Origin of the sequence: Sphingomonas sp. (assembly GCF_964263785.1) — a bacterium.
GTDB lineage: Bacteria > Pseudomonadota > Alphaproteobacteria > Sphingomonadales > Sphingomonadaceae > Sphingomonas.
On record NZ_CAXVWL010000055.1, the window covers coordinates 20,193 to 35,038 of the forward strand.

A 14,846-nucleotide genomic window follows, 5' to 3' on the forward strand; every position below is an offset into this window, starting at 1 on the left:
CCTTGGATTAAACGATCATCGCCTTCAGCGGGACGCTTGCGTCCGCCAGCCGCGCCGGGTCGATCCGGGCGCGTGCGACGACTAGGGCGCGGCCCTGGACGTAGTCGCGAGTCATGTTGACACAGTCCAGCGCGATGATGCGGCCGGCTTTCAGGTACATGACGGAGAAGCTGCGGGTGGCGATGTCGCCGCGGACGATCGCCTGGTCGTGGCCGGTCGACAGGCCGACGGTCTGGAGGCGCAGGTCGTATTGGTTCGACCAGAACCATGGCACCGCTTCGTAAGCAGCTTGGTGGCCCATGAGCCCCTTGGCGACAAGCATCGCCTGATCGTTGGCATTCTGGACCGATTCGAGGCGGATGCGGGCGCCGTCGGCAAAGCCGTTCTGGTGCGCGGCGCAGTCGCCGATCGCATAGACGTCGGGCAGGGTGGTGCGGCAGTGCGGGTCGACGTCGACGCCGTTGCTCGCCTGCGCTCCCGCTGCGACGAGGGGGGCGACGGCGGGAACGATGCCGATGCCGACGATGACGATCTCGCACGCCAGGACTTCGCCGTCGCCGAGCCGGACGCCGGTGGCGCGGCCGTCGGCTTCCTCGATACAGGCGACGGTGGTGCCGAGCCGGATATCGACGCCGTGGCCGCGGTGTTCGGCCTCGAAGAAGCGCGACAGCGGTTCGCCGGCGACGCGTGCGAGGACGCGGTCGAGCGCTTCGACGACGGTGACGTGCTTGCCGAACTTGGACAGCGCAGCGGCGGCTTCGAGGCCGATGTAGCCGCCGCCGATGACGACGATGCGCTCCGCGGTGGGGAGTTCGGCAAGCAGGCGGTCGACGTCGGCGCGGGTGCGCACCGCGTGGACGCCGGTGAGGTCGTGCCCGGAGCAGGTCAGGCGGCGGGGGTGACCGCCGGCGGCCCAGACGAGCGTGCCGTAGCCGATCGTGGCGCCGTCGTCGCAGCCGACGGTGTGCGCCTGGGGGTCGACCGCGTCGACGCGGCGGCCGGTGAGCATGGCGATGTCACGATCGCCCCAGAAGGTCGCCGGGCGGATCATGATCCGTTCGAACGTCTTCTCGCCGCTCAGGTAATCCTTGCTGAGCGGCGGGCGTTCGTAGGGGAGGTCCTGCTCCTCGCCGACGATGGCGATGGAGCCTGTGAACTTCTGCTGACGCAGCGCGATGGCGACCTGCGCACCGGCATGGCCCGCGCCGACGATCAGGACGTCGTAGGTCATGCGAGCCGCTCCGCGTGCCAGGCCAGATGATCCCCCATGAAGGTCGAGATGAAGTAATAGCTGTGGTCGTAGCCGGGCTGCATCCGAAGCGTCAGCGGGATGTTTGCGGCGGCGCACGCCTCCGCCAGCAGCTCGGGGCGGAGCTGTTCGGCGAGGAAGGCGTCGGCGTCGCCCTGATCGACGAGCAGCGCGGGCGCGCAGGCGCCGTCCTCGATCAGCGCGACCGCGTCGTGCTTGCGCCAGGCGCTGCGGTCGTCGCCGAGATAGTTGCCGAGCGCTTTCTCGCCCCAGGGCACCTGGAGGGGCGCGACGATGGGGGCGAAGGCGGAGATGCTGCGGTAGCGGTCGGGATAGGTCAGCCCGATGGTCAGCGCACCGTGGCCGCCCATCGAATGGCCGGTGATCGCCTGACGCGCGATGTCGACGGGGAAATGCTCGGCGACGAGCGCGGGCAGGTCCTGCGTGACGTAGGTCCACATGCGGTAGTTGGCGGACCAGGGGGCCTGCGTGGCATCGACGTAGAAGCCGGCGCCCTGGCCGAAGTCCCACGCGGGATCGTCGGGAACGTCCTCACCGCGCGGCGACGTGTCGGGGGCGACGAGGATCAGGCCGAGCTCGGCGCAGGCGCGGCGATAGTCGCCCTTATCGGTGACGTTGGCGTGGGTGCAGGTGAGGCCCGACAGATACCACACGACCGGCAGCGTCGCGCCATCGGCGTGCGGAGGGACGAATACCGAGAAGGTCATCGGCGTGCCCGTTGCGGCGGAGGCGTGGCGGTAGACGCCCTGGATGCCCCCGAACGCCTTGGCGGTGGACACCGTTTCCATCAGTAGACGACCACGCTGCGAATGCTCTCGCCCGCGTGCATCAGGTCGAAGCCCTTGTTGATCTCGTCGAGGCTGAGGACGTGGGTGATCATCGGATCGATCGCGATCTTGCCGGTCATGTACCAGTCGACGATCTTGGGCACGTCGGTGCGGCCACGCGCGCCGCCGAACGCGGTGCCGCGCCAGTTGCGCCCGGTCACCAGCTGGAAGGGGCGAGTGGCGATTTCCTTGCCGGATTCGGCAACGCCGATGACGATGCTGGTGCCCCAACCGCGGTGGCACGACTCCAGCGCCTGGCGCATCACGTCGGTGTTGCCGGTGCAGTCGAAGGTATAATCGGCGCCGCCGTCGGTCAGTGCGACGAGATGCGCGACGATGTCGCCGCCCACCGTCTTCGGATTGACGAAATGGGTCATGCCGAACTGGCGGCCCCAGCCTTCGCGGTCCGGGTTGATATCGACCCCGACGATCATCCCCGCGCCCGCCAGCCGCGCGCCCTGGAGCACGTTCAGGCCGATGCCTCCGAGCCCGAAGACGATCACCGTGTCGCCGACCTGGACCTTGGCGGTGTTGACGACCGCACCGACCCCGGTGGTGACGCCGCAGCCGATGTAGCAGCTGGTCTGGAACGGTGCGTCTTCGCGGATCTTGGCCACCGCTATTTCGGGCAGGACGGTGAAGTTGGAAAAGGTCGAACAGCCCATATAGTGGAAGATCGGCTGACCCTTGTAGCTGAATCGCGTCGTGCCGTCGGGCATCACGCCCTTGCCTTGCGTCGCCCGGATCGCGGTGCACAAATTGGTCTTGCCGCTGAGGCACGACTTACACTGGCGGCATTCGGGGGTGTAGAGCGGAATGACATGGTCGCCCGGTGCGACGCTGGTGACGTCGCTGCCCACCTCGCGCACGATGCCTGCGCCTTCATGGCCGAGCACGCTCGGGAAGAGGCCCTCCGAGTCCAGCCCGTCGAGCGTGTAGGCATCGGTGTGGCAGATGCCCGTCGCCATGATCTCGACCAGGACTTCGCCTGCCTTGGGCCCATCGAGATCGAGCTCGACGATCTCCAGCGGGCGCTTCGCCTCGAACGCTACGGCGGCACGGGTCTTCATTGCGTGGTCTCCTCGGGAAGCGGTTCTTAAAGCGGTGAGGGCGAAGGGCAAGCCTGGCCCTCGGTTACCTACGGTGCCGCGGCCGCGGTCTTGCGCAGCACGCGCGAGAGCTGTTCGATCGAATAAGGCTTCTGGAGCAGCTCGAAGCCGTGCGTACCCTGCCGCGCGAGAACGTCGCAATAGCCGCTGGTCAGCACCACGGGCAGATCAGGATAGCGCTGCCGAATCTCCGCGCCGAGTTCCAGGCCCGTCATTCCCGGCATCATCACGTCGGAAAAGACGATCTGGTACAGATGGCGGTTCTCGGCGAGCTCGGCCAGCGCGTCCGGGCCGTCGACGGTCAGCGTGCTGTGACAGCCGAGTTCCTTTAACGCCTCGGTCGCGAACTCGCCGACCTGGGCGTTATCCTCGACGACCAGGACGCAGACCCCGTCGCCGGCGGTCTCCGTCGCTGGGCTCGCATTCGCGGCAGGATCGGCGGCGAGGCCGGGTGCGCGCGGCAGGTAGAGGGTGAAGGTGGTGCCGGAGCCTGCGACGCTCTCGACACGGATATCGCCGCCCGACTGCTTGGCGAAGCCGATCACCTGGCTGAGCCCCAGCCCCGTGCCTTCGCCGAGCGCCTTGGTCGTGAAGAACGGCTCGAATATGCGATCGACCACGTCCGCAGCGATGCCTTCGCCGGTGTCGCGGATCGACACCGCGACGAAGTCGCCGGACACCGCAGGGTGCGCGCGCGTTTGCGGGATCCGGTCGACCGGCGCCGCCTCGATCGTCAGCGTGCCTTCGCCGTGCATCGCGTCGCGCGCATTGATTGCCATGTTGACGACCGCGGTGTCGAACTGGCTGCGGTCGGCGAGAATCGAGCACGGATCGGCGGGGAGCAGGATGTCGACCGACACGCGCGCGCCCGCCAGCGTCTCCACCATGCCGGCGACCTCGCGCAGGCTGTCGCGAGCGTCGAACAGCGCCGGGTTGAGCGTCTGGCGGCGCGCAAAGGCGAGCAGCTGCCCGGTCAGCTTGGCAGCGCGATCGGCGGTGTCGCGGATCGCGTCGATGTAGCGCGCGCGGCGATCGGGCGTCAGGTCGTCGCGGCGCAGCAGATCGACCGAGCCGCGGATGACGGTGAGCAAATTGTTGAAATCGTGCGCGACGCCGCCGGTGAGCTGGCCGACCGCCTCCATCTTCTGCGCTTGCCGGAGCTGGTCCTGCGCGGCCTCCAGCGCGGCCGCGGCGGCCTTCTCCGCGGTGACGTGGCGGCCGCTGGCATAGACCAGCCCCTCGTCGGGCGCCGCGACCCACGAGACCCAGCGCCAGCTGCCGTCGGCGTGCCGCATGCGGTTCTCGTAGGCGGGCAGCGTGTTGCCCGCGTCGGTGCCGAGCGCGCGCGCGCTGGCGCCGCGATCGTCGGGGTGGACCAGGTCGAGGTGGACACGGCCGATCACGTCGGCGGGCGCGTAGCCGAGGATCGTCGCCCAGGCGCCATTGGCGGCGCGCAGACGGCCGTCCGGATCGACGACCGCCTGCAGGTCCTGCGAGTTCGCCCAGGCGCGGTCGCGCTCGCGGGTGCGTTGTTCGACGCGGTCCTCCAGCGTGGCGTTGAGCTCGGCGAGCTGGCGCCGCGCGGCGCGCTCGTCGTCGATGTCGGTGTTGGTGCCGATCCAGCGGACGATCGCGCCCCCTTCGTCATGGAGCGGCATCGCGCGCGCGAGATGCCAGCGGAAGGCGCCGTCCGCACGGCGCAAACGGAACTCGACCTCGTAGGGCGTGCCGTCCGCCAGTGCGGCCTGCCAGACCGCGGCGGCGTGCGCCAGATCGTCCGGGTGAAGGCGGCGTTTCCAGCCGTCCTGAAGCAATCGCGCTTCATCGTAGCCGCCATATTCGTAGGTGCGCTGGTTGGCCCAGTCGACGCGGCCGTCGGGGGTCGCGGACCAGACCTGGTTGGGAACGGCTTCGGTGAACGCGCGGAAGCGCTGCTCGCTGGCCTGGATCGCGGCCTGCGCGATACGCTGGTCGGTCACGTCCTGAACGACGCCGACGAGGCGGATGGGGTTGCCGGCGGCGTCATGCTCGAATTCGGCGCGACGCGCGATCGTGCGGATCGCACCGTCGTTCGCGCGGCGGATCCTGTATTCGGCGTCGAGCGCGATACCGCCCCGCGTCCGCGTCTCGACAGTGGAGATGGCGGCCGTGTCCTCGGGGAGCACCAGCGCTTCGACCATGTCGCCAGGGTAGGTGGCGGCGTCCGGCAGCCCGAAGATGCGGCAGAATTCCGGGGAGGCCTCAAGCGTGTTGTCGGCCGCAGTGATCGCGAACACGCCGACTCCTCCGGCCTCCTGCGCCCGGCGCAATCGCGCTTCGGACGCCTGCAACGCTTCGGCGGCGCGGTGCTCTTCGGTGCGGTCGCGCAGCACCTTGACGAAGCCGATCACGGTGCCGTCATCGTCGCGGATCGGCGTCATCTCGCCGTTCGCCCAGAAGCGTTCGCTCGACCGGCGCAAGTGCCACCGCTCGTCGCGACCGTGGCCGGTGGCGAGCGCCTCGTTCATCTCGCGGGTCGGCTGTCCCGCGGTGCAGTCTTCGGGCGTGAAGATGCGATCGACCGGCATGCCGAGCATCTCCGCCTCCGACCAGCCGAGCGTTCGTTCGGCACCGACGTTCCAGCGGGTGACATGGCCCGCCAGATCGGTGGCGATTATGGCATAGTCGATCGCGCTGTCGAGGATCTGGCGGTGGCGCGCTTCGCTGGCACGCAGCGCCTCGGTCGCGGCATGGCGCTCGGTGACATCGGTACCCTCGACGAAGATCGCGATCACCGCGCCGTCGTCGTCCCGGATCGGCTGGTAGACGAAATCGAGACGACGCTCCTCGGCCGGGCCGCCGCCCGGCGGCACAAGGCCGATCGGCACCGCGCTGCCGACAAAGGCCTCCCCGCTCGCGAACACCTGGTCGAGCCGCGCGACGACGTCCTGGCCCGTGGTCTCGGGCAGTGCCTCCGCGACGGTCAGCCCCAGCACCGGGCGTCCGCCGACAAGGCGCTGATAGGCCGGATTGGCGAGCAGGAAACGATGTTCGGGGCCGACCAGCACCGCCGCGAAGCTCGGCGCTTGTGCAAAGAGCATGCGGAATCGCGCCAGCTCTTCGGCGCGGCGTGCGTCCGTCGGTGTCGGTTGGTCGGTGACGGTCATCGCTCCCCATCTGCCGCGTTTCGGCGGCCCTCGCCACTATCGCTTATTGCGCGCCGTCGTACTACCGCGCGCATCAGCTCGGCTGTTCCTCGACGTCGATGTCGCTGTAGATGGGGTTGCGGCTGACGACCTTGCGCGATGGCCCGCCGGTGCAGGTGCGCGCGACCGCGGCGCGGGTGGCGGGATCGTCGGGCTGCTCGATCACGGCCTCGCCATGCGCCACGCCGAAGTGGCGCGGGCCGATGCCGTCCTGGCCATCGACGGTGCCGCAGACCACGTGCGCGCCGATCAGGCGGACGTCGGCGAAGCGCGCGAGCGGCCCGCCGGGTGCGGCCTTGATGACGTTCAGACCGGTGCGCACCGCGGCGATACGGTCGTGCTGGACCCGCTGCGACGCCTCGTCGCTGCACGCGGCGGATGCCAGGGCGAGGAGCAGGAGGGTGCTGGCGCGCGCCATCACTGGCTCGCGCTCACGCGCCAGACCGTGTTGCCGACGTCGTCGGCCACCAGCATCGCGCCGGCCTTGTCGCCGATCACCGCGACCGGGCGACCGCGCGCACGGCCGTCGGCGTCGAGGAAGCCGGTGAGAACGTCGACCGGTTTGGCGCCTGCGACCGGGAAGCCGCCCTTGGCGAAGGGCACGTAGACGACCTTGTAGCCCGACACGGGCTTGCGATTCCACGACCCGTGTTCGCCGACGAATGCGCCGCTCGCAAACCGGCCGCCGACGCGGATGTCGTCGGAGAAAGCCAGGCCGAGTGCGGCGACGTGGGGCCCCATCGCGTAATCGGGACGCTTGGAATATTCCTGCAACGCTGGGTTCTTGGGCTCGACCCGGGTGTCGGGATAGCCGCCCCAATAATACCACGGCCAGCCGAACTGATCGCCGAATTCGACCTGGGTCAGGTAATCGGGTGCGAGATCGGAGCCGAGCATGTCGCGCTCGTTGACGACGGTCCACAAGCGGCCGGTGGCGGGGTTGATCGCCATGCCGTTCGGGTTGCGCAAGCCTGCGGCGTAGATACGCCAGTTCTTGTCCTCGGGCCAGACCTGGAGGATGTTGGCGCGGTACTTTTCCGCTTCCATGCCGTTCTCGGCTATGTTCGATGACGAGCCGACCGCGACGTACAATGTGCGGCCATCGGGTGCGGCGATGACATTGCGCGCCCAGTGATTGCCGCCGGGATTGAGCTTGACGACGAGCTCGGGCTTCGCGGCGATTCTGGTCTGGCCGTCGACGTACGGCACGCGGACGAGCGCGTCGGTGTTGCCGATGTAGAGCTGCCCCTTGAACAGCGTCATGCCCGACGGCGAATGCAGCCCGGTCATGAAGACGGTGCGGGTTTCGGCAACGCCGTCGCCGTTTGCGTCGCGCAGCAGGGTGATGCGATCGGCCGACGGCACGCCTGCGCCCGCGCGGCCCATCAGCAGCCCCATGACCCAGCCGGTGATGCCGCCGCCCTTGCGTGGCGGCGAATTGCTTTCCGACACCAGCACGTCGCCGTTGGGCAGGCGGTAGAGCCAGCGGGGATGGTCGAGCCCCGTTGCAAAGGGCTGGACCTTGAGGCCCGCCGCGGGGGTGGGCATCGCGCCGTTCTGCCAACCGACGACCTTGGCGACCTCGACGGTCGGCAGCGTCTGGATGCGCGGCGCGGTGATCTCCGGTCGTGCCCCGGCGACGCGGTCGAACGGCAGCTTGGCCTCGTCAGGCCAGGCGAGATAGGTGACGATCGCGATGCCGGCGAGGACGAACAGTCCGAGGACGATGAATATGTGTCTGCGCATCGCGGCAACCTAGGGTCACGGACGCGCAAACGAAAGGGCCGCCGACATCGCTGCCGACGGCCCCGGTATGCGCTACGTTGCGCTTCAGTCGATCCTGGGCGCGTCCGGATCGTTGTCGCCGGCGGTGTAGGCGCCGTCGCGGATGTCGTAGCGGTCGGCGTCCATCACCTTGGCCCAGGCGCTGACGAAGTCGGCGACGAACTTGTCCGCGGCATCGTCGCAGGCATAGACCTCCGCCAGCGCGCGCAGCTGGGAGTTGGAGCCGAACACCAGATCGGTGCGCGACGCGGTCCAGCGGTGTTCGTGGGTGTGGCGATCGGTGCCGACGAACTCCTCGTCGCTGTCGTCGGACACCTTCTTCCAGGCGGTGGCCATGTCGAGCAGGTTCACGAAAAAGTCGTTGGTCAGCTGCCCCGGACGGTCGGTGAAGACGCCGTGCTTCTCGGCGGTCGGATGGTTGGCGCCGAGCACGCGCAGCCCGCCTACCAGCACCGCCATCTCGGGCGCGGACAAGCCCAGCAGCTGCGAACGATCGACCAGCAGCTCCTCGGTCGGCACGTTGTATTTGACCTGCAGGTAGTTGCGGAAGCCGTCCGCCTTGGGTTCGAGCACGTCGAAGCTTTCGGCGTCAGTCTGCTCGGCACTGGCGTCGGTGCGGCCGGGGGTGAAGGGCACCTGGATGCTCTTGCCCGCCGCCTCAGCCGCCGCCTCGACGCCGACAGCGCCGCCGAGCACAATCAGGTCGGCGATCGACACCTTCTTCGCGCCCTTGCCGTCGAAGTCGGCCTTGATGCCGTCGTAGACGCCCAGCACCCTGGCAAGCTGCTCGGGGCGGTTGACCTCCCAATCCTTCTGCGGCGCCAGGCGGATGCGCGCGCCATTGGCACCGCCGCGATGATCGGACCCGCGATAGGTCGAGGCCGAGGCCCAAGCGGTCGTCACCAGTTCGGCGATCGACAGGCCCGAATTCGCGATCGCGGTCTTCAATCCGGACACATCTCCGGCTTCGATCGGCGTGTAGTCGGCCTTCGGGATCGGGTCCTGCCAGATCAGGTCTTCGGACGGCGCCTCGGGCCCGAGATACCGGACCTTGGGCCCCATGTCGCGGTGGCACAGCTTGAACCAGGCGCGCGCCCAGGCGTCGGCGAAATATGCCGGGTCCGCCCGGAACTTCTCCATGATCGCGCGGTAGGAAGGGTCGACCTTCAGCGCCATGTCGGCCGAGGTCATCATCGTCGGCACGCGCTTGCCCGGGGTATGCGCGGCCGGCGCCAGCGTCTCGGCAGGGTTGCCGACCGGCTGGAACTGGTTCGCACCGGCGGGACTCTTGACCAGCTCGTATTCGTGATCGAGCAGCATGTCGAAATAGGTCATGTCCCATTCGATCGGCGTCGGGGTCCACGATCCCTCGATCCCCGAGGTGATGGTGTCGTCACCCATGCCGATGCCGTGGGTCGATGCCCAGCCGAGACCCTGGCTGGCGATGTCGGCACCTTCGGGCTCCTTGCCGACCTTGGACGAATCGCCGTTGCCGTGCGCCTTGCCGAAGGTGTGGCCGCCCGCGGTGAGCGCGGCGGTCTCCTCGTCGTTCATCCCCATGCGCGCGAAGGTCTCGCGCATGTCGCGCGCCGAGCCCATCGGGTTGGGGCAGCCGCCGGGGCCCTCGGGATTGACGTAGATCAGACCGTGCTGGATCGCCGCGAGCGGGCTTTCCAGCGCCATGCCGGCTTCCTCGTCGATGCGGGTCTGGCCGAGCCATTCCTCCTCGGTGCCCCAGTAGATATCGCGCTCGGCCTCGAAGATGTCCTTGCGGCCGCCGCCGAAGCCGAACGTGGGCCCGCCCATCGATTCGATCGCGACATTGCCGGCGAGGATGAACAGGTCCGCCCAGGACAGCTTGCGGCCGTACTTCTGCTTGATCGGCCAGAGCAGGCGGCGCGCCTTGTCGAGGTTGCCATTGTCCGGCCAGCTATTGAGCGGTGCGAACCGCTGCGAGCCCGAGGACGAGCCGCCGCGGCCGTCGCCGGTGCGATAGGTGCCCGCCGAATGCCACGCCATGCGGATGAAGAAGGGACCGTAATGCCCGTAGTCGGCGGGCCACCAGGGCTGGCTGTCGGTCATCAGCGCGGTGAGGTCCTGCTTCACCGCGGCATAATCGAGCGTGCGGAACTCAGCCGCATAGTCGAAATCGGCGCCCATCGGGTCGGGCGAGACGCCGTTCTGGGTCAGGATTTGCAGCGAGAGCTGTTCGGGCCACCAGTCGCGGCTGGTGCGGCCGAGCAGGGTGCGCAGTGCGGTCGGCTGCTTGCCGGGATCGTTCAGCGGGCTGCCCTTGGTGATTGCGTCCATGAAACTTCTCCTTGTTCGCGCTTAGGCGATGTCAGCCCCGCTTGGGGCGGGTCGATCGCGAGTGATGTTTCGGCAAGCTCGGCCGTCGTATGCCAGCAGCTTGGACTTGCCGGACAGATTTAGAAAGGCAATTACACCGGTCTCATTCATCGTTTTCGTCGATCAAGCCTCGACATCTTCCGGCTCGGGTTTGGGCGGGTGCAGGCGCAACCGGTCGATGCGGCGTTCGTCGGCGGCGATGACCTCGATCCGCCAGCCGCTCGGGTGCTCGACGAAGGTGCCGACGTCGGGAACGCGCCCGGCGAGCACCGCGGTGAGGCCGCCAAGCGTGTCGACGTCGCTTTCGGTTTCGCCAAGCCTGCGATCGACCGTCCCGGCGACATCCTCCAATTCGACCCGCGCATCCGCCTCCCAGGCGCCGCCATCGAGCGCGACGAGCAATGCGGTGGGCTCTTCGTCATGCTCGTCCTCGATCTCGCCGACGATCTCCTCGACCAGGTCCTCGATCGTGACGAGGCCTTCGGTGCCCGAATATTCATCGAGCACGATCGCCAGATGGACGTGGCGCTGGCGCATGTCGGCGAGCAGATCGAGCGCGCCGCGCGACATCGGCACGTAGAGCGGTTCGCGGATCAGCGCAGCGATCGTCTCCGGGTACGCTTCGCCCTTGGCGAGGATCGCGAACACATCCTTGATGTGGACCATGCCGACGATCGTATCGAGTTCTTCGCGGTAAACGGGCAGGCGGCTGTGCCCGGCGTCGGCGAAGGTGCGGACGAGATCGGCAAAGGAAATACGCTCTTCGACCGCAACGATGTCCGCACGTGGCACGCCGACGTCCGACGCATCGCGCTCGCCGAAATGGAGCAGGTTGCGCACCATCTGGCGTTCGAGCGGAGACAGGTCGCCGGGCTCGTCGGGGGCAGGGTCGCCCTCGTGCCGGTCGATTGCGTCTTCCAGCTGATCACGCAACCGGTCCTCGCCCTGGCCGCCGAAGATCAGCGTTTTCAGCCCGCGCCAGATGCCCGATTCGTTGCTACTGTCGCCGTTCCCGGCAGAAGGGCCATCGGCCATGTCGTTCGTCAGTCCTCGCGCACAAGATAGGGGTCGGCGATGCCGAGATCGGACAGCGCGTCGCGTTCGATCGCTTCCATGCCCTCCGCCTCGTCGTCGTCCATGTGGTCGTAGCCTAGCAGGTGGAGCGCGCCGTGTACCAGCAGATGCGTGGCATGGGTCTCGACGGAGATGCCGCGTTCCTGCGCCTCGGCAACGCAGACACCGTGGGCAAGGACGATGTCGCCGAGCAGGAGCTCGCCATCGTCGGAGTTGAGGCTGACCGTCTCCAGCAGGTCGCGCTGGACCATCGGGAAGGACAGGACGTTGGTCGGCCTGTCCTTGTGCCGGTATTGCGCGTTGAGGGTCTGGACCTCCCGGTCGGAGGTCAGGCGCACCGACACCTCGACCGCGGCCGGCGTGTCGAGGAGCGGACCGTAGGGGGTCCGTGCGATCGCGGCGCGGATGGCAGCGGTGGCGAGGGCGTCCCAGTCGGCGGCGGGCCACGGGTCTTCGCGGGAGAGTTCGACGTGGATCATGCGAGGTCCGTGTGGACGAAGTCGTCACCTTTGTAGAGCAGCTTTGCAGTATTCGTCTTTGCGCATGCGTAGGCAAAGCAGTCGCCCATGTTGAGGCGCGCGGGATGACCCGTTCCTTTGCCGTAGCGTGCCTGGGCGTGCATGGCTCCGGTCGCTTCGGCGATTCCGATCGTCACGACGCGCATGCCGAAACCCCGGCAAAAGCGTTCGAGTTCACCCATCGTTTCATCCACCTCGCTCGTACGATCGCGCCGGATCGCCCTTGCCGCCTCCCACAGTGCGAGAGCGCTCGTCACACGGTCGGGGTCCGCAGCCAGTCGCTGGGTCAGGATATCCGCATCGTCCTCGTTCTGTACGATTGCAACGAGAGCCGACGCGTCGACGAACAGCGTCATTCGTCGTCGTACAGCGAATCGTAAAACGCCTTGTCCGCCACGAAACCGGTGGTCGGCGGCAGCTTGGAGGTGCGCCGGAGTTCGCGGGCGATTTCCACCAAGGACTGCTTGGGCTGATCCTTGGCGAGCTCGTTCGCCAGCGCCAGCTTCACCGCGGCGACCTTGGTCAGTCCGCGTGAAGAAGCCAGCCGTTCAGCCATTTGCAGAGCTTCATCATCCTTGACGTACAAGGCCGGCATCGGTCATCTCCTTGGATATCCTCCGCTAGAGAAAGGATATCCGCACGTCAACCCGTACCCTCATACGCCTCCACGATCCGCCCAACAATCGGATGGCGCACCACGTCGCCCGCGGTGAAGCGCGCCATTGCGATGCCCTCGATCCCTTCCAACCGTCCGACCGCGTCGGCCAGCCCGGAGCCGGCGATGCCGCCGGGGATGTCGACCTGACTGGGATCGCCGCAGATCACCATGCGGCTGTTCTGGCCGAAGCGGGTGAGGAACATCTTCATCTGCGCAGGGGTGGTGTTCTGCGCCTCGTCGAGGATCACGAAGGCGTCGGCCAGCGTCCGCCCGCGCATGAAGGCGATCGGCGCGACCTCGATCTCGCCGCTCGCTATGCGCCGCTCGACCTGCTCGGCGGGCAGGCAGTCGTGGAGCGCGTCGTACAGCGGCCGCAGGTATGGATCGACCTTCTCCTTCATGTCGCCGGGGAGGAAGCCGAGCTTCTCGCCCGCCTCCACCGCGGGGCGTGACAGGATCAGCCGCTGGACGCTGCCGGTGATCAGCTGCGCCACCGCCTGCGCGACCGCGACATAGGTCTTGCCCGTGCCCGCCGGCCCCAGCGCGAAGATCATGTCGTTGGCGGTCAGCGCGCGCATGTAATGCGCCTGCGCCGGGGTGCGCGGAACGATCGTCTTCTTGCGGGTGCGGATCATGATCGGCGGCGTGCCGTCGCCGCCGCCATCTGCACGGATGATGCCGTCGAGCACCGGTTGATCGGCCATCGCGATGGAGGCGTCGACGAGGCCGGCATCGACCTCCTCGCCGCGGCCGATCCGGTGGTAGAGGTCGTTCAGCACGTCGCGCGCCAGCGCCACCTGCTCGGCGCTGCCCTCCAGCCCGACACGATTGCCGCGCGCGGTGATGTAGACCCCCAGCCGGTTCTCCAGCGCCACCAGATTGCGGTCGTATTGCCCGAACAGCGCGCTGAGCGCCTGGGGCTTGTCGAACACGAGCTCGGCACGGCTGCGATCGCCATGCTGGGCGGCTACGGGCTTGCGACTCATGCGGTCCTTTCACGCGGGAGATGTTTGCCAAGCGTGGGGATTGCGAGGCCGGAGCGCAACCATCCAGGGTGTTGGGACCGATTCGGTGCAAACTACCTCAAACGAGCGATGCGCGAACGAACCGGACCGGCGTAGCGCCGGGCGAGGAGGTTGCTGCCCATGTACCATGCGCAGGTGGCGGAGCTGTCGCAGCCCCGGGACGTCACGATCGGGCGGGATCGCAGCTGGCGCATCTCGGGCATGGAATCGTGCCGTGCGCCGCGAACGACGATCGAGCCGCCCGACGCGGCGCTCGCGCACCTGCTGACCCGCTACGAATCGTGGTCGCCGCCCGCTCCGCGCGATGTACCGGAGGAGCACCAGCGCGCCTTGTGGGTCCTTCCCGGCGAGGCGCGGCTGGTCGTGGTCTGCGCCGGGGGCCAGGTGTCGGCGATGATCGGCAACCGCCGCTACGACGGATTGCCGCAGGTGGTGCTGTTCGGCCCGACCAGTCGCGCCACCCGGCTGGTGTCGACGGGTCCTCGGGTGGTGACGATCGGACTGTCGGCGCTCGGCTGGGCGATGCTGGTCGCGCGCTCGGCGGCGGCGCTTGGCGACCGCGCGGTGCCCGCCGCCGATGTGCTCGACGTGCGGCTGGTCGCGGCGCTGGCCGAAGCGATCCAAGGCGCGGAGGACGAAGGCGTCGCCGACCGGATCGATGCGGTGGTCGCCACCGCGACCTGCGCGCAACTGGCCGACGAAGCGCTGGTGCGGGGGCTGGCGGCAATCATCGACAAAGGCGTCGTCTGCGTCGCCGAAGCCGCGGGCGTGGAACTGGGCGTCGCCAGCCATGTCGTGCGGCGCAGCGCGCTCCGGCATTTCGGCTATCCCCCCAAGGTGCTGCTCAACCGTCGCCGCTTCGTCCGCGCGCTGGAGCGGATGGTGCTGAGCGACCGCGGGTACAGCGAGGCGGCGCGGCACGGCTATTTCGACGCGTCGCACTTCATCCGCGATGCCAAGCGCTTCCTGGGAATGACGCCAAGGCGGTTCCTGGCGCTGGCGTCATGAGCCTGGGCGGTAGCGCCGTTAGCACCTAGCGGCGCTAT

13 protein-coding genes are annotated in these 14,846 nt (G+C 68.2%); 1 reads left to right on the forward strand and 12 read right to left on the reverse strand.

The window, feature by feature from the left end; all coding sequences use genetic code 11:
• Nucleotides 1-7 precede the first annotated feature (7 nt).
• The 12 genes from ACE5C1_RS07640 to ACE5C1_RS07695 all read right to left on the reverse strand — a co-directional run bounded on the left by ACE5C1_RS07640 (nucleotide 8) and on the right by ACE5C1_RS07695 (nucleotide 13,761).
• Entirely contained in the window at nucleotides 8-1,231 is a 1,224-nt protein-coding gene (locus ACE5C1_RS07640) for an NAD(P)/FAD-dependent oxidoreductase (protein WP_374943467.1), read from the reverse strand.
• Complete coding sequence (gene fghA / locus ACE5C1_RS07645) at nucleotides 1,228-2,058, reverse strand: S-formylglutathione hydrolase (RefSeq protein WP_374943468.1); 831 nt, start codon at nucleotides 2,056-2,058, stop codon at nucleotides 1,228-1,230. Before fghA ends, ACE5C1_RS07640 begins: the two co-directional genes overlap by 4 nt.
• A complete protein-coding gene (locus ACE5C1_RS07650) occupies nucleotides 2,058-3,167 on the reverse strand; it encodes an S-(hydroxymethyl)glutathione dehydrogenase/class III alcohol dehydrogenase (RefSeq protein WP_374943469.1) in 1,110 nt (369 codons plus the stop codon). The genes fghA and ACE5C1_RS07650 overlap by 1 nt, the downstream gene beginning before the upstream one ends.
• 68 nt (nucleotides 3,168-3,235) lie before the next feature.
• On the reverse strand, nucleotides 3,236-6,352 hold the full coding sequence (locus ACE5C1_RS07655; RefSeq protein ID WP_374943470.1) for a PAS domain S-box protein: 3,117 nt from the start codon (nucleotides 6,350-6,352) through the stop codon (nucleotides 3,236-3,238).
• 73 nt (nucleotides 6,353-6,425) lie between these two features.
• On the reverse strand, nucleotides 6,426-6,809 hold the full coding sequence (locus ACE5C1_RS07660) for a hypothetical protein (protein WP_374943471.1): 384 nt from the start codon (nucleotides 6,807-6,809) through the stop codon (nucleotides 6,426-6,428).
• On the reverse strand, nucleotides 6,809-8,137 hold the full coding sequence (locus ACE5C1_RS07665; RefSeq protein ID WP_374943472.1) for a PQQ-dependent sugar dehydrogenase: 1,329 nt from the start codon (nucleotides 8,135-8,137) through the stop codon (nucleotides 6,809-6,811). Before ACE5C1_RS07665 ends, ACE5C1_RS07660 begins: the two co-directional genes overlap by 1 nt.
• Before the next feature lie 84 nt (nucleotides 8,138-8,221).
• Complete coding sequence (gene katG, locus ACE5C1_RS07670; RefSeq protein ID WP_374943473.1) at nucleotides 8,222-10,486, reverse strand: catalase/peroxidase HPI; 2,265 nt, start codon at nucleotides 10,484-10,486, stop codon at nucleotides 8,222-8,224.
• A gap of 162 nt (nucleotides 10,487-10,648) precedes the next feature.
• The gene (locus ACE5C1_RS07675) at nucleotides 10,649-11,560 is read right to left on the reverse strand and encodes a hemolysin family protein (protein ID WP_374943474.1); all 912 of its coding nucleotides are present in this window, start codon (nucleotides 11,558-11,560) and stop codon (nucleotides 10,649-10,651) included.
• Between the two features lie 8 nt (nucleotides 11,561-11,568).
• Nucleotides 11,569-12,078 (reverse strand): rRNA maturation RNase YbeY, encoded by a 510-nt coding sequence (gene ybeY / locus ACE5C1_RS07680; protein ID WP_374943475.1) that lies wholly within the window; start codon nucleotides 12,076-12,078, stop codon nucleotides 11,569-11,571.
• A complete protein-coding gene (locus ACE5C1_RS07685; protein WP_374943476.1) occupies nucleotides 12,075-12,473 on the reverse strand; it encodes a type II toxin-antitoxin system VapC family toxin in 399 nt (132 codons plus the stop codon). Before ACE5C1_RS07685 ends, ybeY begins: the two co-directional genes overlap by 4 nt.
• The gene (locus tag ACE5C1_RS07690) at nucleotides 12,470-12,712 is read right to left on the reverse strand and encodes a type II toxin-antitoxin system VapB family antitoxin (protein WP_374943477.1); all 243 of its coding nucleotides are present in this window, start codon (nucleotides 12,710-12,712) and stop codon (nucleotides 12,470-12,472) included. Before ACE5C1_RS07690 ends, ACE5C1_RS07685 begins: the two co-directional genes overlap by 4 nt.
• Nucleotides 12,713-12,759: 47 nt before the next feature.
• Nucleotides 12,760-13,761: a PhoH family protein gene (locus ACE5C1_RS07695; protein ID WP_374943478.1), complete on the reverse strand. Its 1,002-nt coding sequence runs from the start codon at nucleotides 13,759-13,761 to the stop codon at nucleotides 12,760-12,762.
• 159 nt (nucleotides 13,762-13,920) lie between these two features.
• Here ACE5C1_RS07695 and ACE5C1_RS07700 point away from each other — a divergent pair, with 159 nt between their 5' ends.
• The gene (locus ACE5C1_RS07700) at nucleotides 13,921-14,808 is read left to right on the forward strand and encodes a helix-turn-helix domain-containing protein (RefSeq protein ID WP_374943479.1); all 888 of its coding nucleotides are present in this window, start codon (nucleotides 13,921-13,923) and stop codon (nucleotides 14,806-14,808) included.
• Nucleotides 14,809-14,846: the final 38 nt, after the last annotated feature.

What these genes read in the sequence shown, in the direction of transcription:
- ACE5C1_RS07660 (WP_374943471.1), bottom strand. Translation starts at nt 6,809, where the DNA reads ATGGCGCGCGCCAGCACCCTCCTGCTCCTCGCCCTGGCATCCGCCGCG.
- ybeY (WP_374943475.1), bottom strand. Translation starts at nt 12,078, where the DNA reads ATGATCCACGTCGAACTCTCCCGCGAAGACCCGTGGCCCGCCGCCGAC.
- ACE5C1_RS07655 (WP_374943470.1), bottom strand. Translation starts at nt 6,352, where the DNA reads ATGACCGTCACCGACCAACCGACACCGACGGACGCACGCCGCGCCGAA.
- ACE5C1_RS07685 (WP_374943476.1), bottom strand. Translation starts at nt 12,473, where the DNA reads ATGACGCTGTTCGTCGACGCGTCGGCTCTCGTTGCAATCGTACAGAAC.
- ACE5C1_RS07665 (WP_374943472.1), bottom strand. Translation starts at nt 8,137, where the DNA reads ATGCGCAGACACATATTCATCGTCCTCGGACTGTTCGTCCTCGCCGGC.
- fghA (WP_374943468.1), bottom strand. Translation starts at nt 2,058, where the DNA reads ATGGAAACGGTGTCCACCGCCAAGGCGTTCGGGGGCATCCAGGGCGTC.
- ACE5C1_RS07690 (WP_374943477.1), bottom strand. Translation starts at nt 12,712, where the DNA reads ATGCCGGCCTTGTACGTCAAGGATGATGAAGCTCTGCAAATGGCTGAA.
- ACE5C1_RS07700 (WP_374943479.1), top strand. Translation starts at nt 13,921, where the DNA reads ATGTACCATGCGCAGGTGGCGGAGCTGTCGCAGCCCCGGGACGTCACG.
- ACE5C1_RS07675 (WP_374943474.1), bottom strand. Translation starts at nt 11,560, where the DNA reads ATGGCCGATGGCCCTTCTGCCGGGAACGGCGACAGTAGCAACGAATCG.
- katG (WP_374943473.1), bottom strand. Translation starts at nt 10,486, where the DNA reads ATGGACGCAATCACCAAGGGCAGCCCGCTGAACGATCCCGGCAAGCAG.
- ACE5C1_RS07695 (WP_374943478.1), bottom strand. Translation starts at nt 13,761, where the DNA reads ATGAGTCGCAAGCCCGTAGCCGCCCAGCATGGCGATCGCAGCCGTGCC.
- ACE5C1_RS07650 (WP_374943469.1), bottom strand. Translation starts at nt 3,167, where the DNA reads ATGAAGACCCGTGCCGCCGTAGCGTTCGAGGCGAAGCGCCCGCTGGAG.
- ACE5C1_RS07640 (WP_374943467.1), bottom strand. Translation starts at nt 1,231, where the DNA reads ATGACCTACGACGTCCTGATCGTCGGCGCGGGCCATGCCGGTGCGCAG.